Source organism: Actinomyces glycerinitolerans, assembly GCF_900098745.1.
Taxonomy (GTDB): domain Bacteria; phylum Actinomycetota; class Actinomycetes; order Actinomycetales; family Actinomycetaceae; genus Actinomyces; species Actinomyces glycerinitolerans.
Window position 1 is genome coordinate 328,529 of sequence record NZ_FQTT01000010.1, and the last position, 20,555, is coordinate 349,083.

The following is a 20,555-nucleotide window of genomic DNA, read 5'->3' on the forward strand; positions in this document are numbered from 1 at the left end:
CCGAGCGGATCGGCATGCCTGCGACGCCGGTCGCCTGTCCCGCGTTGCGGGACGCTACCACCAAAGGCGTGGCGCCACTCACGATCAAGTGGCAGACTGCACGCGTCCCACCTTCCGTCCCGTCCCGCCCCGAGAGGATCCCCATGCAGCTCGTCATGATCGAGACCAACGGGAACCAGAACTACATCTTCTCCTCCCCGCGCCTGCGGGAGAACATCGGGGCTTCGGCGCAGCTGACGTGGCTCGAGGACTGGACGCAGGAGGTTCTCGACACCACGACCATCCCCGCCGCCGTGGCAAGGGCGTTCCCGGAGGGCGCGCCCGATCTGCCGTGGGTCTCGCGCTCTTCGGGCAAGGTCATTTTCTTGGCGGACTCCGTGGACAGTGCGCGGGAGGTGATCGGCCGAGTCACCCGAATCGCGCACAGCCGGGCACCGGGTATCGACGTAACCGGGGTTTACGTCGAGATGGACAGCGTCTACGTAGACGATGAGGACCTCCGCCGGGTGCACATGGCCGCCAACGAGCATGCGCTCGATCGCCCACCCGCCGGCGCTCGCTTCTCCCAGATGCCGTTTCTAGTGCGCGCCCAGGACTCGTCCCTGCCCGCCGCGCCGCCGTTCGACAAGAAGAAAGTCGACGACGAGGCCACAGCCGACCTCTCAATGGCCTACTCGCTCCCCAGCCGCGTCAAGCGCTACCACGCCGCCAAAGCCCGTAAGGACCTGGTGGACCGTGCGCTCGCCGACCATGGCAGCCTGTGGAAGGAGCATCCCTACAGGGACAATACTGACCAACTCGGTGAACTGCTGGTTCGCGACCTCCGCAACCTGGAGAAGCTCTTCGACACCGATCCCGAGTTCGGCGACGACCGCCTGTCCAAGGTCGCCGTCGTGCACATTGACGGTAACGGGGTGGGCGCGATCATGAGCCACCTGAAGGAGGCGAAGCAGAAGGTCCCCGAGAACGTCTTCAGCGAGGCGACGGGTGTGAGCCAAGGCGACGACGACGCCCTCCGACGCTTCCTCCTGCAGATCAACACTCGCCTGGCGGGTGCCATGGAGACGGCCTTCTACAGCGCCTGGGCGCAGGTCTCCCTCTGGTCCGCCAAGGACGACGAACTGCGAGGGCGGCACATCAAGCCCCACGGTTTCCGGGCCGTGCCAGTGGTCCCGGTGATCCTTGGCGGCGACGACGCCACCGTTATCACCGAGGGCGCCTACGCACTCCCCTTCACCGCCGCATTCCTGGAGGCCTTCGAGCGCGAAACCGCCGCCGACTCTCTACTCTCGGCGCTCGGAAACCGGGACGATCACATGACCGCCGGTGCAGGCATCGCCGTCGTCAGGCACGCCTTCCCCTTTCACATCGCCTACGACCTCGCGGAAACCCTGATCAAGAAGGCCAAGCAGGTGGGCAAGGCCGCAGACCCGGACGAGTACTGTTCCACGCTCACCTTCCACGCCCTGTTCGACTCGACCCTCCTGGACGACGAGGCCCTGATCGACTCCTACTCATCATTCACCGAGCGCCCCTACCGATTCGTCACCAAGGACTACGACGCGCCGGGGAACATGACCTGGCATGAGGCGTGCCGCCTGACCGCGCTGTTCACCGGCGTCGGCAAGGTACTTCCCGACAAGAGCACGGATCCGGCCACCTGGCGCATTGAGTACGTCTCCGACCCCACGCAGCGCGTGCCGTTCCCGAAGACGCGCGCCGCCCGCATTCGCCAGTACATGTCCGAGGCGGCTAATGCCCCCGAGCCCGCGGCACAGCCGGCTCCCGAGGCGCCGGTCAACGACGACGTCGAAGACAGAATCGCCACAGGCGCGGCCCCGGAGAAGTCACCCGGTGAGCGAGTCAACGACGAGTGGGCTGCCATCCTCGGAAGCTCCGATGAGGATCTGGTAGCACTCGCGAAGGCACTCGGTAGCCCCGACGCGCTGTTCGACCTGCTCGAACTGGCAGACCTATTGCCCGTGTCCTACCTGCAAGACCAGCTCGTTTCCACCGCTTACACCCAGGAGGCAGGGGAATGAACCGACAGGACTCGAAGCTGACCTTCCCGGTATCCGTGACCTTCACGAGCGACTGGGGCATCGGCACCGGCACCGGCGTGGTCGGCGGCGTCGACTCCCGGGTTGAGCGTGGCGACGACGGACGCCTGGTGGTGCGGGCAACCGGGCTGACGGGCGTCATCCGTGAACAGGCACAGATCGTTGCCGAGGCCCTGGATGAGGGACGCTCATCCGGGCCCTGGCACCGCTTCGTGACCGAGCTGTTCGGTACCGCCGAGAAACCGCGGCTCGTGGCCTTCTCCGACGCACTGGCGGACGACGCCGCCTTGGAGCCTCATGAAGTAGTCAGCGTCTCCATCGATGAGAGGACGGGGGCCGCCAAACCTGACCACTTGCGCATCATTGAGCGAGCTCCGGCCTGCAAGCTCACCGGCTCGGTCACCCTGCTGGATACGAACATGCAGGGCGCCGCAATCGTCTGGAGCGATGCTCAGCGCGACGCCGCCCTCCTGGTCCTGTCCCTGGCCGGGAGCCTGGTGCCCGCGATCGGGTCGGATCGCAGCAACGGTGACGGCACCTGCGAGATCGTCGTGGGTGAGCACGCCAATCCGGAAGACTTCAAGGAGTGGTGCACCAACGCGCTGAAACAGCGCCCCCAGCCCGCCCCCGAGGCGCCGAAGCCGAGTTCTCAAGCAATCGAGGCGCCGCGTCTTTCCGCGCGAGCCGAGACCGACCAGCGGCAGCGGTTGGTGCTGCATATTCACCTGGACTCTCCCGTCGTCTCATATGCGGTTCCCCTGTCGAATGAGATTCCCTCGGAGGACTTCCTGCGCGGCACGGTGCTGCTGCCCTGGGTGCATGGTCGGCTCAGGCATGCGGCGGCCCAGAAGTCCCGCGAAGTCCAGCGCCTGGTGCGCGATGCGGTGGTCAACGGCGACCTGTACGTCTCCGATGCGCTGCCAGTATTCGCGGGCATCCGCGGATTACCCGTCCCCCTGGTGCTTACCTCCGAAAAAGTAGCGGATGAGGGCGCCGCTCCCCTCGTGTGGAATCGACTCATTGGTGTGCCGAGCCCCGAGCAGACACACAGTCCGAAGCGGGGCGGATACGTGTTCCCCACCGGTGGCAACGCCAATGAACCGGTCCCGCTTGGCTCACCACCTCTGGTGGGACGCCAGGCGACCGCGCACAACCCTGCCACCGGCACCGCGGCCACCGGGCAACTGTTCCTGGTGCGCGCACTGCCGGCGGGAATGGACCTGGAGGCGGAGATCATCCTGTCCGAGCGCCTGGCGCGTGTTTTCGACGGCGAGCTCACCGAGTTGCTGTCGCGCCCGGCTCAGCTCGGCTCACGCAGACTTACCGGCACATTCGGTAGAGCCACCTGCAACGCCGACGGCGCAGCCACATGGACTCCCGCACCCAGCAGCGGTTGGGACGAAGAGGGCATGACGACGCTTTGGTTCACCTCCGACGTCCTTCTGCGGTCGGCTCAATTGGGAGCCACCGGCACCCTGGATGACCTGGTCGCCACCCTGCGCAATGCGGGGGCACAGATCCAACGGGTGGCTCGCTCCGCCGTCGAGGATCGGTACGTAGCCGGCCTGCGCCACCGACGCATAGACACCTGGTCGGCGGCGAGTCATCAGCCACGGCCCACCCGGTTGGCAATCCAAGCCGGCTCGGTAATACGGGTGAGGCCCGCTCCGGGGGCGGACCCCGGCCAGGTGCTTGAAGCTTTGAGGCGGCTTTCCTGCACCGGTATCGGGGAGCTTCAGGCTCAAGGCTTTGGACGCTTCGTCGTCGGCCATCCGCTGCTCGCCCGGGAGAAGTTCGTGAGCTCGCCGGCCAGGGACTTCATCCCCGGTTCCGCCCCAGGTATCCGTAACGAAGGTGAGGAGTCCAACCGATGAGCGTGACCAGGTACGAGCTCACCGTCCATCTGAAGACCGATTCACCCATCCACTCCGGAGGTCCCGAGGAGGAAGTCGACCGCAGCCGGATTAATGGCGGCGGCGATGACTCGGAGGGAACCTCAACCGCAAACCCAGGCGACGCCTCGCAGCGGGGCGACGATTCCAAGCGTTCTTGGACTCCCCGCAGATTCGCGCGCGACGGAGTCGGCAACCCTGTACTGACCGGGCGATCGATCAAGGGGGCCCTGCGCGCCGCCGTACAGCACCTCGCGAAGGCAGACAGTGGCGACGACGACGGCGCCAACCTCGACGTGCTGTGGGGGTCGCTCGACCACGCCTCAGCGCTCACGGTCCACCCGATTACGCTCTCATCGGTCGCGACGGCCGACAAGCTGCCATTGCGGGCGGGAATCGCCGTCGACCGGTATTGGGGCACGGCCGCCGACACGGCCCTATTCGCGCACGAGATCGTCCCGCAGGGCGAGAAACTGACCCTGCGCATCACCGCGACTACGGGAAGCGTCCCGACGACTGCCTCCAGCTCCTCCAACCAGGACGGCGAACACCCGGAAGAAGATCGGGCCAAGCGCGATGCGGAGCACGCCAAGAAGGACACAGCCGACGCGACCAACGTAGAGCGACTGTTCTCCGTGATCCTCGGCGCGTTGGAGGCGGGCCTGGTCTCCTTCGGTAAGCGGAAGGGCGCGGGCTGGGGCCGAGTCCGGATCAATCACGACGTCGCGGAGCCATGGAGCCTCAAACGCACACAGCTCGATTCACCCACCGGCCTGACTACATGGCTGGACGGAGGCAAACTTACTCGTATTCAGGCCTTCGCTGTCACGCCTCCCGAGCGGATTCGCATAGCGATCGCGTGGAACAGCCCGACGGGCATACTGGTGGCCGAGACCAAGAAGGACGAACCACCCAGGCGCAACGATTACGAGCCCGGCGGCGAGCTCAAGAAGACGGACCCCACCCTTCCGCTGCGCACACATCCCTCGACCGAGCCGAAGGGCAAGAGCACCGGCCCACTGGTGATCCCGGGCAGCTCCGTCCGCGGTGCCCTACGCGGCCGCGCGAGCCGAATCGCCAGGACGATCCTGTACGCAGATGTGGATGCCTCCTCGAAACAGGAGCCGGACTGGTCCAGGCTTGATGTCCACAAGCAACTGGCCGACGACGCACTGCTGGTCAGGCTGCTATTCGGCACCACGGCGCACCGCGGCGCCCTGACGGTGCTGGAGACACTGGCAACGGTGGCCCAGAAGGACGAGCCGAAGGCACGAGAAGTGACGCACAACGCCGGGGACCGCTGGACCGGCGGTGTGGCGGGCGGCGCCCTGTACAGCGAGAAGTTCCCCCTGGTGAACTGGAACGACATTCGGTTGGAAGTCGACCCGCAGATGCTGCTGACGGGCGTACCTAACGGCGGGAACATCGACTACCAACGCGCCGCCCTGTGCCTGCTCGGACTGGTTCTGGCCGAGCTGTCCACCGGCACCCTGCCGCTGGGCAGTCGCGGCACCCGCGGCATGGGCCAGGTAGAGGTGACCAGGATGCGCATTGAGGGGCCTGACGGGCTCATCGCGGGAGGCAAGTGGGAGTTCGCCGCCGACGGCAGCCTCAGCATCGCGGAGCAACTTCTCGACCGGCTCCGCCACATCAACGACCAGATCAAGGTCGACACCCCGGAGGGCTGGTCCGCCCTTCTCAACGGCAAGGGGAGGCAGTCATGAACGACCAGGCAAGGTCCGTACTCACCACTGTCCTGGAAGAGGGCGCATGGTCTGTGCGGCAGTGGCCCGGCGATGCCGCGGCGGAGACGGTACATTCCGCGCTCGGCCGCGTCACAGACCTTGGCGACCGTGTACAGGGAATCGCCTACACCACCTCCGGCGCCATGTCGGTCCACACGGCGACGCCGGAGCTGACGACCCGGCTGGATGGACGGGATCAACCGATCCCCCTCGACTCCGTGTACGAGTTACGCCTGTGGGCCGTTATTGACGGGAGAGCCGACGACGGCCTGCTGGCGCACGAGTTGCGCTGGCTCAACGGGTCGGGTACCGCGGAGATTCGCGTCGGGGGCCAGGAGTTGTTGTCCGCCAACGGCGACGCGGGGTGGCAGACCACGAGGTGCTGGACGCGATCCAACAGCTATCTGCAGCACGGGGCCACCGCGCCGTTCGATGAGCCGTCGAAGGCCATGACCAGCGTTGAGGTCTTCACCGAAGAGCCCACCTATGGGAACACCGTGTTCGTCGACGAGATCATGACCGGAAGGTGGAGCTGAAATGGTCGAGTTCGGGGACTTCCACTCCGCAGTCAACCGCATCCCGATGCCGCGCGAAAAGGCGGCTGGCCTGGCTGATCACGGAGTTCTGTCAAAGGACCTCTTCAAGGACCGGGCCTCCCGCGGCCACGACCGTCTTGAGCCCGATCGCTGGTCCGGGTCGATCGACCTGGAGATGACGGTGCGCACGCCGCTGGTGTTCGGGGAGCAGAAGGACCTGGCCGTCACGGTGCCGCTTGAGGAGGACGGCAAGACGCTCCGAGTGCCGCCGACCATGGTCAAGGGCATGATCTCCCGCGCCTACGAGACCCTCACCTGCTCGCGCTTCCGTGTGTTCGGGGACATCCCCGATACGTCATCTGGCCAGCGCCGCCGCAAGGCGGACACCAAGCCGCTGACATACCGGGGTGATGCCGCCAGCGCGCTCGGCCTGGTACCCATCCGTATCTGTGGGGAGGAGGAAGACGGCCTGGTGGGTGAGCTGTTCTACGGAGACACGCTTGTCACCAACGACTACCGCGACGACCGGGACCGACCCTACCCCACTATGCGTGCGGCCTCGCTCCAAGGTGGCCCGGTGGGGCCGGCAAACCTGCTTGTAAGCGCCCAACGACTCACGAAGATGACGCCGCACGGCGCACATATCCGCTGTCATCTCTCACTCTGCTTGCACGGGGACCGTGGTAAGGGCGCGCGCTACGCCTACTGGCAGGTGACCCACATCATCACTGACGCGGGCGAGACACCGCTGTTCGACATCCCCGATTCGGTAACCGTCGTCGACGAACTGGATGATGTCGACGGTTATGTGTGCCGTACCGCCCCGGATGGCATGAGGCCGAACCAGCTGTTCCCCAAGAAACATGACGAACGGTTCTTCTTCGATGTTTCGCGTCAGGGACCGAAGAAGGTAACCATCGAATCCGATGTCTGCAAGGCTTACGCAGCTGTGGTACGCAGCTATGTTTACCAGCGGACGCAGGACAGCCCACGGAAGCGCCACGAGCCGAACCGGGCGACTCGAGCCGCTCAGCAGGACGCATCCGCAGCGAAGCTCAAGGTCAAAGACCTCGCCTTCGCAGTTGTAGACGACAGCGGCCCCGAGCCGGTTGTGCTCGAGGTCGTCCCGGCAATGATCGGACGCCATGCCTACAGCGCTAGCCCGTACCGCCTCGCCCTCGAGCAGGGTGCGGTCCCCGTATCGACAGCGGAGGAGGCCTCCGCGTCCGACCGGCTCTTCGGCTACGTCGTGCCCGATCCGGGGCAGAACGCCGCTGGAGGAGACGTGGCCACACGTGGGCGTATCACCGTGGGAAAGGTCGACGGGTCCGGGGCACGGATCAGCCGCGATCGCAAGACACTCACGCCGCTGCTCGAGCCCAAGCCCGGATCGGCTCGCCGTTTCTTAACCGGCGGCGATGGTGGAACCCCCTCCTCAAAAGGCAGCACCAATGCGCTCAAGCGGTCGGAGTACTTCTCCCCCGGGCAGCTGCTGGGGGCAGCTGCGTATCCGGTCCACCGCAGCGTGCTCGACTCGCGGAAGTTCCCCAAGCAGGCCACAGCGCCGGCGGTGATGAACGGCCGCGAGCAGCACAACGCGGATGTGCAGCTCACCGCGAAGTCGTGGGTAGAAGTCGGCAGCGTGCTGCGGTGCACCGTGTCCTTCACCAACCTGAGCCACGATGAGCTTGCCGCTCTCATTTGGGTCCTCACCCCGGAGAACCTAGTTCCCGAGTCGGAACAGGACTCTGACCGCTCCAAGTGTGGCTACCTGCGAATGGGCCTCGCCAAGCCCTTCGGTCTCGGGGTAATGGAGGTGCGTATCGCCCGCGGCGGTCTGCGTGCGCGTCGGGGTGCCGATCTGTCCGACTCCTATGCGACTCTCAGCGGGTGTCTGGGCCTCGATGACCCGGTCGCAGAGCCAAGCGACTTCACGCTGTCCCACTCGTCGAACCTCAACAAGACACCATGGGTAGAGGCGATGCAGCGTGCAGCCTACGGCTATGCCGACGGCATTGAGGTCCGGCACATGACTCTTAACGAGAACAAGGAGAACAACCAGACCAACGGACGTACCGGCGAGCCCCATCCCGGAAAGGGAATCGGGCCTCGCGATATGTTCGGCCCACACTCGGCCAAGCCTCTCCGCGTCGACAAGCGTCCGCAGAGCCACGTTCGACCGCCGCACCCGGGCGGGAACCGTGGTCGGCGGCGCTGAAGAAGAGAACAGAATGAACTGGCACCACGCCTACAACGGCATCCCCACGGTCCGTGACACGGGCGGGAAGAACGGCACAGGGTTTGCCGGCGACGGCGCGCCGTCTGGGCAGGATCGGCTTGCGCCGGATACCGTCTCCGGCGAGTTGGCGCTCACCATCACCGTCGCTTCTCCCACGATTCCGGGGCAGAGCACTGCGGATAGACGGGTGGTGGTGGCCTCGCGCAGCGGAGACCCGGAGGGTGCCCGCACTTGGGAAGATGCCACTATTCCTGTAACCACGCTCAAAGGGGTCCTCTCCTCCGCGTACGAGGCGGTCACCGCTTCGCGCATGCGCGTATTCGCGGACCACGACCATGTGCTCACCCACCGGCACACCACCCAGGAAGCCACCACGCTCTATCCGGTGTTCCTGGTCGATGACAACGGACCACACGGCGTTTCCGAAACTGGATTGAGCGCACGTCTGATGCTTGGACTCAACGACCCGAAAGACGTGAGGCGTAATTGGGACCGCCCGAACTACGTTTGTGCTGCTGTTCTGCCCAACGACCCGCGGTCTGCCACCGCGCTCTACGACTCAACTGGCGCCTGGATGTACTCAGGTTCGCGCAAGCGTGATAACCAGGAGCGCAAGCGCGGCGTCTCGACGACCGACGTCAACAAACGGCTGGACCAGCTGCGCACGGCCACCCCGCACCTCAAGCCAATCACCTTCACCGTACAAACCGAGAAGTTCTACGACTCACAGCGCGCAGTCGTGGCGAGCATTGACGGCGAACGCTTCTGCGGGACACGAGACGAAGATACTCCACCCTCCTCCGAGGAATACACCGGAGTCGTCGTTAGACTTACACCACGTGGCTCTCGCCCGCTTATCGGAACCAAATACAACGAATTCGTGTTCTTCGACACCGAGAAGAATCGAACGCGCCGCCCTGTAAGCACCGACGTCCTTGAACAATTGGTTGAGGTCATTCACAGCTATTTGCTCAACATACGCCAACTCATAGAACGCGAAAAGGCGGGCACGCCCGGTAACTCGAAGACTCGGAAGTCGACCGACTCGAAAACGTGGCTCATCCATGAGATCGCCAATGGCAAGATCGACGACCACGGAAAGATCCTCGGCGCCTCCGACCCCGAGGCACACGAGCTTAAAGAGTCCGCTGTCATGGCCGACCGCGCACAGATCAAGCAGTTCCTGAGGACGCTCGCCTCCAAAGGCCCAGGCATCCCCCTGTTCGCCTCGGTGTCGGACGATGGCCACATAACCGGTCTGATGCCATCTCAAGTAGGTCGACGTGCCGCCCCTGACGCTGTGTCTCCTGCGAGTCTCGCCAAAGACTCGCAGGTTGCGCCCGCTCGCACCCATTCCCAAGCCTCCGCGGGCGATCGCATGTGGGGATTCGTTGCCGACGAGAAGGACAAGGACCGCAGCCAAGCCGCCGCCGCACGCGGGCACATCACAATCCGGCCCGTTATGCCAGCACTCCCCCAGGAAGGCAGGTGGCTGCACACACCTAAAACTGATAGCCTGGGTTGGCGGCTTCGAACCTTGGCGAACCCTAAGCCATCAACGGGTTTCCCTTATTTGCGTGACGAGCAGGGAAGGACCCTAGCTGAAAGCACTACCCGCGCAGATGCCTATCAACCGGGGCGAACTCTGATCCGTAAGGTCTATCCCACGCATCGGAGGCTACTCGGCCGGGAGGATCTGCCTAACAGCAGGCGGCTCGAAGGAGGCATAGGCCCTCACGACACAGTGGCCGGTTCCTTCCTTGCCCCCGGAGCCAAGTTCACCACCACACTCACCTTCGAAGGGCTCGTACCGGAGGAACTCGCCGTCCTCGTATGGCTGCTCACCCCAGAGCGTCTAGTGCCACCGGATGCGTCCCCCAAGGACGAGTCGAAGCGCCGCGGCTATCACCGACTCGGTTTCGGCAAGCCCCTCGGCCTCGGCGCGGTCGAGATCAGGGCCACCGACGTGTGCGTACACGCCGGTAAGGAGCTGGCTGAGATGTACGCGCAGCTGTCAGGCTGCCTCGGCTGCCTGCCAACCGACACAACGACGACGGCTTCGGACAGACTGGCCAACGCGCTAGACGCGCTGCCCAGCGACTTCGAGAACAGCCTGCCGGTGCGCGCATTCATGCGTGCGGCCTACGGCTGGGATGGTAAGGCCGTGGTCCAGTACCCGGATGCGGACAAGCCCGCTGACAGTAAAACTGGCGTGTCCGCCACCACCAACTGGTTCAAGAACCGTGAGGAGAACCGCGTCAATCACGGCATCAACCCCCGGAAGTTCCCGATTGACCCCAACTACGATCTACCAGACTTGCTGGCAACACCCGGCGAACAGGATGCAAGCAGCGTCTCAGGGAGTTACAAATCCGATCAGCCCGGACCGACTGCGAGCAAAAGCCGCCAACGACGCAGACAGCAACGCAAAGGTGACCAGAGCCGTAAAAGGCAAGGCCGATCGTAGCCTTGCGGTTATCCGTACCCCTGCAGTTCGGTTTGCTCGCTTCACCTCAGCACGCGTGCGTCGCATACAACAACCTGTATTGCGATAAAGTGCATCGCGATATGGTGCATGCATGCGCACCTCATTCGATCTGCCCGACGGCACTCAGCGTAACGCCGAGCCGAGGGCGGCCGTGCCGGAGGAGTCCATGCCCGCAACGTCGTTGAAGTCGACTACAGCACCGCTCGACCAGGCCAAGCCGACTAGCACTCTTGAGGTGGACCAGGAGACCGGCCTGCACCTGCTCCGCATCGGCCGCCCAATCATCGCGGAGGAGGTTGGCCGGTTCCTCGCCGAGGACCACTAAACAGGTGCTGTTCCTCACGCCCGTGCCGACGGCGGGCCGCCTCACCACACCCCGCGGTACAGGCCGCCGTCGTCGAGGGCCGGGGCGGTGCCGTGCACCTCGGCCCGTCCCAGGCAGTTCGTGCACAGCGGGTAGATGTGGACCACGTCGTCGCGCGAGTCGATGATGTCGTTGACGCGCTCACGCACCTCGTCGAGTTCACCGTCCTCCAGCCGCAACTGGAACACCGACTCCTGAATCCGGTAGCCCCAGCTCTCCAATGCCGCGGCCAGGCGGGTACGGCGCGAGTCGGCCGACACGTCGTAAGCCAGGATGACGATCATCGCCATGCCGCACCGGTCCACTCGTAGCCGGGCTCGGTAATGGCTCGCCCCAGCAGTTGCGCCTCGTAGTGGATATGCCGCCGCCAGGTACCCGCGAACCCAGGCAACGCGCCCTTGACCTGCCGCTGCAGAGTCGCCTCGTAGCCATCCACAAGCGCCCTCTTGCCCTCCGGCCCCAGCCAGACGCCCTCCCCGTCCGGGGAGTTGGTGGCGTGCTCGGGGCGCAGACGCCGCGAGCGCAGCAGCGCCATGACGGTACGATCCACCAGCAGCGGCCGGAACTCCTCCATCAGGTCCAGGGACAGGCTGGGTCGCTTGTCGGTTGAGGCGTGCAGCACACCCAGCGACGGCTCCAACCCGGCAGCGATGAGCGCACCGGTGCATTCGGACAGCAGGATCGCATACGCATAGGAGAAGGCCGCATTCGCCAAATCCTTGGGAGGGCGGCGGCTGCGGCCCTGGAAGGCGACGTCCTCAGGCACCAGCCGGGACAGCGCTTCGAAGTAGTCGGTCGACGCCGCCCCCTCCAGACCCATCAGCTCGTCGGTGTCGGTGGCGTGAGTGGCCTCCTCGGACAGCTCACGGATGGTGGTACAAGTCGCCTCGATGTCTGCCCCGCTGTCACGCCTGCCGATGCGGTGTAGGACGCCGATCTGGTGGCGCAGTTTGGCCCGCACAATGGCGCGGGCAAGCGGAAGGCGAGCGTCGTCGTCGGCGGCGAAGGCGGCTTGGGTGAGCAGGCGCCGGGCGTTGGCGGTGTCGCGCAGGCCCGAAAGCTGGCCCAGGTAGCTGCCGCGACGGGATAGGAAGACGACGTCGATGTCGTTGTACAGCGCCCAGGAGCGCGCCCCGGCGGAGAGCCCCACCGCGCCGGTGAGCACGATCCGGCTGACCGCCTGCCGGGGTATGGAGACCTGCGGGAGTCCGTCGGCGCCGTCAACGATCAGCCGACCCTTGGTCACGTGCAGCCGCGCGCCGTCGCGGCCGACGTAGACGACCTTGTCCGGGTTGGGGTGGCCCTTGATGTCGTGGTGCGGGTCCACGGCCGGGCGGGTGCGGGAGAGGTCGACTCCGAGGTAGCAGAAGCCCTCGTCGAAGGTGGTCATGCTGGTCTTCTCCTGGTTCAGGCTCAGCCCGTGGGCGGCGACCTTGGCGCTGAGCAGGTCGTATGCGGACAGCAAGTCGTCCTCGTTGGGGGCGCACACGACGATGTCGTCGGCGAAGCGGGCGTAACCGTAGCCGGCGTCGCACAGTGCCGCGTCGACGTCGGCCAGCGCCAGGTTCGCCAGCAGCGGGGACAGGCAAGAGCCCTGGGCGATGCCGCGGCCCCGCACGCGCCGCCCACCGTGGGCGCGGCGAGGCCGGGCGAGCAGGCGGATCAGGTTGATGGTCCGCGCGCACCGCAGCACCGGGGAGAGCACGGCGAGGGCGTCCTCTACTTCCGCGTTCGGGAAGTAGTCCTCCACGTCGGTGCGCAGCACGTACTGGTAGCCGTCGTCGCGGAGGGTGGCGAGTAGGTCGATGGCGTCATCTGTGCCGATACCGGTGCGGTAGGCGAAGGAGCACGTCGACATCAGTAGGTCGGCGGTGTGTGCAATCGTGTCCAGGACGGCCCGTTCGACGATCCGGTCGCGGATGGACGGAATGTGCAGTGCTCGTGTCTCTCCGGGCTCACGTTTGGGGATGTCCAGTCGCATGAACGGTTCAGGAACGTAGGTGCCGTCGCGCAGGGAAGTCGAAAGCTCGGCGAGGAAATGATCGAGGTCGCCAACAATGGCGCGCGTCTGCTTCTGAAGCATGCCGTCACGGGCATCTCTGGCCAACACGGTCTCCCAGGCGGCAGTCAGCGTCTCGACCGAGCTGATGCGCTCATATAGGGAGTTCGGGGTCGCCTCCTGCGGGGCCGCGCCCGCGGGCTCGGTCGACAGGAGGGAGCGCCTGGCAAGCGGCGGCAGGTCCTGGCCGAGGAACTGATCCCGTCGCGGAGCATGGAACTCGTCATTGCGGCGGCGCCTGCGCCGTTGCCGATAGCTTCTGGTACCTAGCCGACGAGCAGACGCCGAGCCTCTCGCCGGGCGTGCTCCGCCAGCGGAAGGTGTTGGGATGTCTGCATGCGAGTCCATTCCATGACTTCTTCGTCGAGCAGCGGGGCGCAAGCTGATCATAGCGCCGACGGCTTCAATGAGTGGGGCATCCGGGCACACCGGCGCCCACCGTCCGCCCTCGGGGGCGCCCGCCGTCGGCCCTCGAGAGAGCCGGGTGGTGGACGGGACCTGACGGTTCGTACCTTCTGATCGACACTTCGTACCATTGTTCGACGGTTCGGCACCCAGGGGTACGAACCGTCATCACAATTGCCGAAGCGTCGGGGCGAAGTGCCGAACCGTCAGCCCCGGGACATACCCAGACCGCCACACCCGCAAACGCGAGCAGCCATTTGGCCGTCCCCTGCGCGGCTGCCGGGGGAAACCGTACATCCGAGTATGCAAGGCGGCCTAGGCCACTCCGGTCATACCGGTTATACTCGGCGTGTGAAGACGGCAGTATCCATTCCAGACCCGGTGTTCCAGGAAGCCGAGGAAGTTGCGCGGCGCCTCGGATGGAGCCGGTCGCAGCTGTACACGAAGGCCGTCCGCGATCTGATAGTTCGCTACAGCGATGATCCTGTGACTGAAGCTCTCAATGCCCTCGAAGACGTCGAGGCGGCGCAGGCGCCTTTAACACCGGCTAGGAGACTCATCGAGTCGGGAGCATGGCCGTGGTAGCTCGAGGGGAAGCCTGGTGGCTCGACTTCGGCGACCCCATCGGCTCGGAACCCGGATACCTCAGGCCCGCCTTGATCGTCTCCTCGGACCGGTTCAACCGATCCCGTATAGCCACCGTCATCGTGTCAGCGATAACCAGCAACCTGCGCCTGGCGGCGGCGCCGGGCAACGTCGAGTTGGAGCGCGGCGAGGCGGGCCTGCCCAAGCAGTGCGTCGTCAACGTCTCGCAAACTCTTGTTGTCGACCGCTCCAGGTTGAACAACCGCATTGGCGCTGTCCCCATGCACATTCTCGCCCGCGTGGACGATGGACTTCGGCTGGTGCTGGACCTTTAGACGCAGGCACGCAGCGGGCACCGGCATAATGTAACGCTACTTGCCTGCGAGGTGCTCTCAGGCCCGAGTCGCCTCACTTTAGTGCCCTGGATTCAGGGGCTCTTCCGGTTTGAGGGTGTGTTATCTGGCGCGCGCGTGGTGCAAGTTCTGCTCTGCTCACCTGCGGGTACTTCTACCGGCAGAGGCAATCGCAACCGCACATCCCGGTGGGCAGAGGACTGAAAAGTGTCCGGATTCGGGATAAAGGCTACACACGTAGGCGATGGTGCTGTCTGGGAGCCTGCCGCCGGCGGTGCGTGCTGATTCCTCCGACGAGCGCGCGTCACCGTGAGACGAAGATGGCGGTGTATCCGAGTCTGAGTCCATTGCCTTTGTCTCTTCGTTGAGCGGTGGCCCAACCCACACTGGTGGTAGCGCCGCCAACGCGAGTTGGTTGGGCGTTCGGGCGGTACGACGGCGGCTCGCCGTTGCCATTGATTCCGCCGGGCAGCGGCCGAGGGTGTCCGGATCTATGACAAACGAGGCTGGCGACGTCGTCAACTGCGGACAAATCGCTGGAATCATGCGGTCTTGGGATCAGGGTTGGCGCGTGTGGGAGGCGTTTGTCATCGATTTTGACACCATGCCCCACGGCGTCCGTCGCACAGGTCACCCTCCCCGAGGACCTGAATGCACCTTGAGGTGCGAGGTGCTTCCTGACAGGCGACGATAACCACTACGCCGGCCCAATCCCGGTTGCGTCTTAATGCACCTTAAGGTGCGAGATGCTTCCTGACTTGATGACGGGAGCGCTGTTGTCCTGGGCTGGCCGGCGTCTTAATGCACCTTAAGGTGCGAGGTGCTTCCTGACTTTCGACGAGGTCAAGATGGAAGCCTATCGGTCTTAATGCACCTTAAGGTGCGAGGTGTTCCTGACCCCTGTCGTGCGGGCACCACCTGGTGGTCGATGACGTCTTAATGCACCTTAAGGTGCGAGGTGCTTCCTGACGTACCTACGAGGGTGGCGTGTTCACCCACCACACGTCTTAATGCACCTTAAGGTGCGAGGTGCTTCCTGACCGAAAACTTTCGGGGGGGTTGCCAACCTTCCCGACCGTCTTAATGCACCTTAAGGTGCGAGGTGCTTCCTGACCGGTGTGGACGGACTACCTCACGAACGAGGTAACCCGTCTTAATGCACCTTAAGGTGCGAGGTGCTTCCTGACCCCTACCCCTGGAAACCGCGCCATACCGCCACTTCCAGAGGCGAGATCGCCACCGACCCCGCAAGCACCCCACGAGACCGACTGGCACCAGGCCAAAACTACCACCTTTCGTTGAAAACACGCCAAGCGCCACCGACACCCCTCCAAACCCCTCCAGCCACCAACTTTCAACGAAGTCATGCGGAAAAGTCGGGGTCAAAACGCACCAATCTTTGTACCGTAGACCGAATCGTGACCATCTGGCGGGTGTCACAACACCCCCACACGCCCCAACAACCCCACACACCACACCCGCCACCGAACCCACCCCAGCGCACCTGCCCCACCCGAGACTTCCTCAAACTCCGGGTGACAAATACCAGCCGCCAACCAATATCCGCCCCACGCAATTGCACCTTCTACTCAGACACCGCCCCTTCCAACACCGCCCCGCACCGGCGCAATCGGTGCCAAGATGTTCCCGTTGCGGAACACCTGGCCGTACCGCCGCAGCACACAGCGCCGTCACGTACGCACCGATCCGAGGAGAGGCAGACGCCCATGCCCAGCACCGTCTTCCTCCAGTTCGACGCCCCCGACGCGCTCGCCCTGACCCCGCGCCGCCTGCACGCCGCCTGGGGCAGGGTATTCGAGCTCCCCGAGGGCATCTCCCCCGAACGCGCCGCCCTGCTCCCCTCCCTCGCGGCCAGGCCCCCACACAATCTGCACGGCCCCAAGCCCTACAGCGTCGGCCAAATGACCGAACAACCTGGCATGATCGGCGCGGAACTGCGCCTGCTCGACGACCGCCTGCTGGACAACCTCGACGGCTGGCTCGCCTGGGGCGGCGTCCTCCCCCTCGGCGACGGCAGCCTGGAAGGCACGGCGCTCGTCGTCGTCACCGAGGCGCAGATCCTGGAACGCGTCTCCTGGGAGGAACTGGCCGAAGACGACGCCTCCACCACCTGGGACGTCACGCTGCTGAGCCCCACCGTGTTCACCTCCCGGGGGCGTCACGTCCCCGGGGTCACACCGGAGCAGCTCGCCACGAGCCTGCACGCCCGCTGGCACGCCTGGTCCCCACAGACCGAACCGCCTCGGCTCCACCGGGACGACCTGGACGTACTCACCATGCAGGACCGCACCGAGCCCGTGCGCGTAAACCTGGGAATGCCCAGCGCCGACCGGCGCGGCCGCCTGACGCGCCGCTCCATCCTCGCCACGGAGGGTTCACTGCGCATCAGCGGCGTCGTCGGCGCCGCCACCACCCGCGTCTTCTCCCGGCTGATGTCGCTGGCGCGCTTCACCAACGTCGGCTCCCACGCCGCCTACGGCATGGGCACGCTCGACGTCATCGCCAATCCCTGAACCGCGTCCGCCTCGGCGCGGTGCAATCAGCCCCCGTAGACCTCGGGGCGCAGAGTGCCGATGAAGGGCAGGTTGCGGTAGCGCTCCGCATAGTCCAGCCCGTAACCGACCACGAACTCGGTGGGGATGTCGAAGCCGACGTACTTCACGTCCACCTCCACCTTCGCGGCCTCCGGCTTGCGCAGCAGGGTGGCGATCTCCACGCTGGCGGCGCCGCGGCTCGACAGGTTCCCCAGCAGCCAGGACAGGGTCAGGCCGGAGTCGATGATGTCCTCCACCACCAGCACGTGCCGACCGGTCACGTCCGCGTCCAGATCCTTCAGGATGCGCACCACCCCGCTGGACTTGGTGCCCGACCCGTAGGAGGACACCGCCATCCAGTCCATCGGCACCGAGCGGTGCAGCCGCCGGGACAGGTCCGCCATCACGTAGACGGCGCCCTTGAGCACGCCCACGAGCAGCAGGTCGCGGCCGGCGTAGTCGGCGTCGATCTGGGCGGCCATCTCGTCCAGCCGCTGGTTGATCTCCTCCTCGGTGATGAGTACCTGCTGCAGGTCCTGTCCCATGTCCGCGGCGTCCATGAATGAGCCTCCTGTTTAGCGGTGAGTGTCCGGCAAGCACTGGGCGGCTGGGGCGACGTCGGGGAGGGCGCGCGCTCCGGCCCCGCCCGGATCCTTTCATACCCGCGGCGCTCCGACCCGGGCCGTCGGCCCCGGTTGTCCGGCATGTCCTGACGACGGCGGCTCCCGCACGCCGCTGCGGCACCCGTGCCCGCACTACAGGCCCATGCGCTCGATCCACGCCTCCGGCCGGCCGATCTCCTCGGGGCGGGGCAGGTTCGCCGGCTCCCGCCACACCGCGTTCAGCCCCGCCTGCCCCACCCGGCCGACGACGCCGCGCACGAAGGCCGCGCCGTCCACGTACTGCGTCTGCTTGGCCTCCACGCCCAGCAGCCGCTCCAGCAGCGTGCCCGCAACGCCGTCGCGGGCGTGCCCCAGCACGGCGCGCAGCCGGTAGACCGAGGGCATGCGGCTGGGCTCGACGGCGTCGAGAACCGCCTCGGCGTGCCCCTCCAGCAGCGCCATGGTGGCGGTGATGGCCGCCAGCTGCTCGCGCTCGGCCGCGCCCAGGCGGTCGGTCAGCAGCGGGGATGGTGTACCCGCGTCCCCGGGAGCGCCCCGGTGCGCCGTCGCCCCCGCACGCACGGCCCGGGCCAGGCGGACCAGTCCGGTCGGCTCGCCGGGTGTGGGTGGGCGCATGAGGGCGGTGGCCACCTGCTCCACCTGTGTGGTCAGGTGCGCGGTCAGCCAGGGGGCGGCGGCGAGCTGCAGCACGTGGGTGGCCTCGTGTAGCGCCACCCAGGCGGACAGGTCGATCCGGTCCAGGTCCCGGAGTCGCTGCAATTCCGCGACGTTGGGGGCCACCAGCAGCATGCGGGCGCCCCGCTCCCCGGCGTCGGCGGGCAGCACCTGGCCGAGCACGCGGGTGGAGATCAGCCCGAGCAGGCCGGCGATGGCCGAGGAGACCACGGCGCGGCCGACGGCCTCGGACGGTCCGGGGCGCGCCTCTGACGGGTCGGGCACCCGTTCCATGAGGGCACGCAGGAAGGCGGCGTTGGCCCGCTGCAATCCGATCCGGTCCACCACCAGCACCTCGGTGGTGTCGGCGGCCACCCGGGCCGGCGCCGTCAGCCCGGTGAGCTGCGCCGCCCAGGGGAGGGCGTCGTCGGCGCTGCGCCGCAGCAGGGCGACCGCACCGCGGCGGACCGCCCCGGGCAGGTGCGGCCCGGCCGGCGTGCCCGCGCGCGCCAGGCGCAGGGCCCGGTCCCAGTCGACGCCGGCGGCGGCGCTGCGCTCCACCGAGCCTGCGCCGGGCCGGTTCATGCCGGTCATCGCTCAGCCCCCGCAGCCGCAGTCGGCCAGTGGGGAGACCAGGTCGTCGTCGATGGCCAGGCGGGCGGAGTACAGCCCGCCGGCCTCAAAGCCGTCCACGATCACGCTGAAGGCCAGCAGCCGCCCGTCCTTGGTGACCACGGTGCCGGTCAGGGATGCGGCCGTGTCCAGGGAGCCGGTCTTGGCGCGCACGGTGCCGGCGCCGACAATGCCGATGAAGCGGTCGTCCAGTGTGCCGTCCAGGCCACCCACCGGCAGGGCGGCCATCAGGCTGCGGCCGACGGTGCCGGCGTCGTCGCCGGAGGCGCGGGTGATGATCTGGGCCAGCAGCCGGGCGGGGACCTTGTCCCCCAGCGCCAGCCCGCACGAGTCGTGCAGGGTCACGCCGCTGATGTCGAAGCCGTCGTCCCGCAGCCGGGCGAGCACGGCCCGGGTAGCGCCGTCGAAGCTGGCCTCCTCACCGGCGGCGAGCGCGACCAGTCGCCCCTCGACCTCGGTCATGGTGTTGTCGGACTCCTTCAGGGAGACGGACAGGATGTCGGCCAGCGGGGCGGAGGTGACCCGGGCCAGCTCGGTGGCGCCGTCGGCGGCCGCCGCCCGGGTGACCGTGCCGGTGACGGTGATGCCGGCCTCGCGCAGGTGGTCGGCGAAGGTCTGGGCGGCGTCGAGCGCCGGATCGGCGGGATAACCGCCGGAGGGATAGGCGGTGACGTCCACCATGAGCGGCTGGATCGGCGCCACCCAGGCCTCGTTGCCGTCCGCCCAGGCGTCATTCCAGGTCGGACCGGTGAACAGGGTGTCGTCCAGGGCCACGGTGACGCTGGTGACGCCCTGTTCCTGCAGCTGTGCGGCGGCGTCCCGGGCGAGGTCGCCCAGGCCGGCGCGGCCGATGGTGGCGTCGGGGTCGCCGTCGTCCTCGGCCAGCAGCACGTCCCCGCCGCCCACCAGGGTGACGGTGCTGCCGTCCAGGACGGCGGTGGTGTCCACGGTGTGGTCGGCGCCGAGCAGGGAGAGGGCGGCCCAGGCCACCAGCACCTTGTTGGAGGAGGCGGGGGTCAGGGCGGTGCCGGCACCCAGGTCGACCAGCTCCTCGCCGCTGGCCACATCCACGATGGACACGCCGGCGGTGGCGTCGCCGATGCGCTCGTCGGCGGCGAGGGTGTTCGCCAGGGCGGCCAACTCGCCGGCCGCGGGCACCGGCGCGTCGTCGGCCAGGGCGGTGGCGGCCTCGGGGTCCTGCGCGGCGGCAGCGGGCGTCGGGAAGGGCTGGACCGCGTAGTCGGCGGGTGAGGCGGTCAGCGCGCCGGGCACCAGGTCGAGGGCGTCGGCCAGGCCGTAGTAGGCGCCGACGACGACGAGGGTGGCTGCGGTCAGGGCGGCGATCTGGGCCTTGTGCACGGCTC

The 20,555-nt window shown here is 66.7% G+C and carries 15 protein-coding genes; 10 read left to right on the forward strand and 5 right to left on the reverse strand.

Annotated features, from left to right (window positions below; translation table 11 throughout):
• Positions 1–143 precede the first annotated feature (143 nt).
• The 7 genes from ACGLYG10_RS07955 to ACGLYG10_RS07990 all read left to right on the forward strand — a co-directional run bounded on the left by ACGLYG10_RS07955 (position 144) and on the right by ACGLYG10_RS07990 (position 11,285).
• The gene (locus tag ACGLYG10_RS07955; protein WP_073330169.1) at positions 144–2,042 is read left to right on the forward strand and encodes a Cas10/Cmr2 second palm domain-containing protein; all 1,899 of its coding nucleotides are present in this window, start codon (positions 144–146) and stop codon (positions 2,040–2,042) included.
• Positions 2,039–3,934 (forward strand): RAMP superfamily CRISPR-associated protein, encoded by a 1,896-nt coding sequence (locus ACGLYG10_RS07960; RefSeq protein ID WP_073330172.1) that lies wholly within the window; start codon positions 2,039–2,041, stop codon positions 3,932–3,934. The genes ACGLYG10_RS07955 and ACGLYG10_RS07960 overlap by 4 nt, the downstream gene beginning before the upstream one ends.
• A complete protein-coding gene (locus ACGLYG10_RS07965) occupies positions 3,931–5,676 on the forward strand; it encodes an RAMP superfamily CRISPR-associated protein (protein WP_073330175.1) in 1,746 nt (581 codons plus the stop codon). Before ACGLYG10_RS07960 ends, ACGLYG10_RS07965 begins: the two co-directional genes overlap by 4 nt.
• Positions 5,673–6,233, forward strand: a complete 561-nt coding sequence (locus ACGLYG10_RS07970) for a hypothetical protein (protein ID WP_073330177.1) — start codon at positions 5,673–5,675, stop codon at positions 6,231–6,233. The genes ACGLYG10_RS07965 and ACGLYG10_RS07970 overlap by 4 nt, the downstream gene beginning before the upstream one ends.
• A gap of 1 nt (position 6,234) precedes the next feature.
• Positions 6,235–8,451 (forward strand): hypothetical protein, encoded by a 2,217-nt coding sequence (locus tag ACGLYG10_RS07975; RefSeq protein WP_073330180.1) that lies wholly within the window; start codon positions 6,235–6,237, stop codon positions 8,449–8,451.
• Positions 8,452–8,464: 13 nt separating this feature from the next.
• Positions 8,465–10,939, forward strand: coding sequence for a hypothetical protein (locus ACGLYG10_RS15930; RefSeq protein WP_139240907.1), 2,475 nt, complete (start codon positions 8,465–8,467; stop codon positions 10,937–10,939).
• A 112-nt stretch (positions 10,940–11,051) separates the two neighbouring features.
• Entirely contained in the window at positions 11,052–11,285 is a 234-nt protein-coding gene (locus tag ACGLYG10_RS07990) for a hypothetical protein (protein WP_073330188.1), read from the forward strand.
• A 41-nt stretch (positions 11,286–11,326) separates the two neighbouring features.
• On the opposite strand, the gene cas2 is transcribed toward ACGLYG10_RS07990, so the two are convergent.
• Positions 11,327–11,614 carry a CRISPR-associated endonuclease Cas2 gene (cas2, locus tag ACGLYG10_RS07995; RefSeq protein WP_083565755.1) on the reverse strand — a complete coding sequence of 96 codons (288 nt, stop codon included), beginning with the start codon at positions 11,612–11,614 and terminating at the stop codon, positions 11,327–11,329.
• Positions 11,605–13,731 carry a CRISPR-associated endonuclease Cas1 gene (gene cas1, locus ACGLYG10_RS08000; RefSeq protein ID WP_170866490.1) on the reverse strand — a complete coding sequence of 709 codons (2,127 nt, stop codon included), beginning with the start codon at positions 13,729–13,731 and terminating at the stop codon, positions 11,605–11,607. Before cas1 ends, cas2 begins: the two co-directional genes overlap by 10 nt.
• Positions 13,732–14,139: 408 nt before the next feature.
• Between cas1 and ACGLYG10_RS15935 the strand changes: the two genes are divergently transcribed.
• The 3 genes from ACGLYG10_RS15935 (at position 14,140) to cas6 (ending at position 17,260) form a co-directional block, all read left to right on the forward strand.
• Positions 14,140–14,373, forward strand: a complete 234-nt coding sequence (locus ACGLYG10_RS15935) for a hypothetical protein (protein ID WP_073330194.1) — start codon at positions 14,140–14,142, stop codon at positions 14,371–14,373.
• On the forward strand, positions 14,361–14,708 hold the full coding sequence (locus ACGLYG10_RS08010) for a type II toxin-antitoxin system PemK/MazF family toxin (protein WP_073330197.1): 348 nt from the start codon (positions 14,361–14,363) through the stop codon (positions 14,706–14,708). The genes ACGLYG10_RS15935 and ACGLYG10_RS08010 overlap by 13 nt, the downstream gene beginning before the upstream one ends.
• 1,745 nt (positions 14,709–16,453) lie before the next feature.
• Positions 16,454–17,260, forward strand: a complete 807-nt coding sequence (cas6, locus tag ACGLYG10_RS08015) for a CRISPR system precrRNA processing endoribonuclease RAMP protein Cas6 (RefSeq protein WP_073330199.1) — start codon at positions 16,454–16,456, stop codon at positions 17,258–17,260.
• A gap of 26 nt (positions 17,261–17,286) precedes the next feature.
• Here the strand turns inward: cas6 and hpt are convergent, their stop codons facing one another.
• The 3 genes from hpt to dacB all read right to left on the reverse strand — a co-directional run bounded on the left by hpt (position 17,287) and on the right by dacB (position 20,550).
• The gene (gene hpt / locus ACGLYG10_RS08020; protein WP_073330202.1) at positions 17,287–17,841 is read right to left on the reverse strand and encodes a hypoxanthine phosphoribosyltransferase; all 555 of its coding nucleotides are present in this window, start codon (positions 17,839–17,841) and stop codon (positions 17,287–17,289) included.
• A 195-nt stretch (positions 17,842–18,036) separates the two neighbouring features.
• Entirely contained in the window at positions 18,037–19,152 is a 1,116-nt protein-coding gene (locus ACGLYG10_RS08025) for a zinc-dependent metalloprotease (protein ID WP_073330205.1), read from the reverse strand.
• Between the two features lie 3 nt (positions 19,153–19,155).
• On the reverse strand, positions 19,156–20,550 hold the full coding sequence (dacB, locus tag ACGLYG10_RS08030; RefSeq protein ID WP_073330208.1) for a D-alanyl-D-alanine carboxypeptidase/D-alanyl-D-alanine endopeptidase: 1,395 nt from the start codon (positions 20,548–20,550) through the stop codon (positions 19,156–19,158).
• Between the last annotated feature and the right edge of the window lie 5 nt (positions 20,551–20,555).

Bases quoted from the DNA above. Each gene is read 5' to 3' on its own strand.
- ACGLYG10_RS07955 (WP_073330169.1), top strand. From the start codon at position 144: ATGCAGCTCGTCATGATCGAGACCAACGGGAACCAGAACTACATCTTC.
- cas6 (WP_073330199.1), top strand. From the start codon at position 16,454: ATGCCCAGCACCGTCTTCCTCCAGTTCGACGCCCCCGACGCGCTCGCC.
- ACGLYG10_RS07990 (WP_073330188.1), top strand. From the start codon at position 11,052: ATGCGCACCTCATTCGATCTGCCCGACGGCACTCAGCGTAACGCCGAG.
- ACGLYG10_RS07965 (WP_073330175.1), top strand. From the start codon at position 3,931: ATGAGCGTGACCAGGTACGAGCTCACCGTCCATCTGAAGACCGATTCA.
- ACGLYG10_RS08010 (WP_073330197.1), top strand. From the start codon at position 14,361: ATGGCCGTGGTAGCTCGAGGGGAAGCCTGGTGGCTCGACTTCGGCGAC.
- ACGLYG10_RS08025 (WP_073330205.1), bottom strand. From the start codon at position 19,152: ATGACCGGCATGAACCGGCCCGGCGCAGGCTCGGTGGAGCGCAGCGCC.
- cas1 (WP_170866490.1), bottom strand. From the start codon at position 13,731: ATGGACTCGCATGCAGACATCCCAACACCTTCCGCTGGCGGAGCACGC.
- ACGLYG10_RS07960 (WP_073330172.1), top strand. From the start codon at position 2,039: ATGAACCGACAGGACTCGAAGCTGACCTTCCCGGTATCCGTGACCTTC.
- ACGLYG10_RS07975 (WP_073330180.1), top strand. From the start codon at position 6,235: ATGGTCGAGTTCGGGGACTTCCACTCCGCAGTCAACCGCATCCCGATG.
- hpt (WP_073330202.1), bottom strand. From the start codon at position 17,841: ATGGACGCCGCGGACATGGGACAGGACCTGCAGCAGGTACTCATCACC.
- ACGLYG10_RS15930 (WP_139240907.1), top strand. From the start codon at position 8,465: ATGAACTGGCACCACGCCTACAACGGCATCCCCACGGTCCGTGACACG.
- ACGLYG10_RS07970 (WP_073330177.1), top strand. From the start codon at position 5,673: ATGAACGACCAGGCAAGGTCCGTACTCACCACTGTCCTGGAAGAGGGC.
- cas2 (WP_083565755.1), bottom strand. From the start codon at position 11,614: ATGGCGATGATCGTCATCCTGGCTTACGACGTGTCGGCCGACTCGCGC.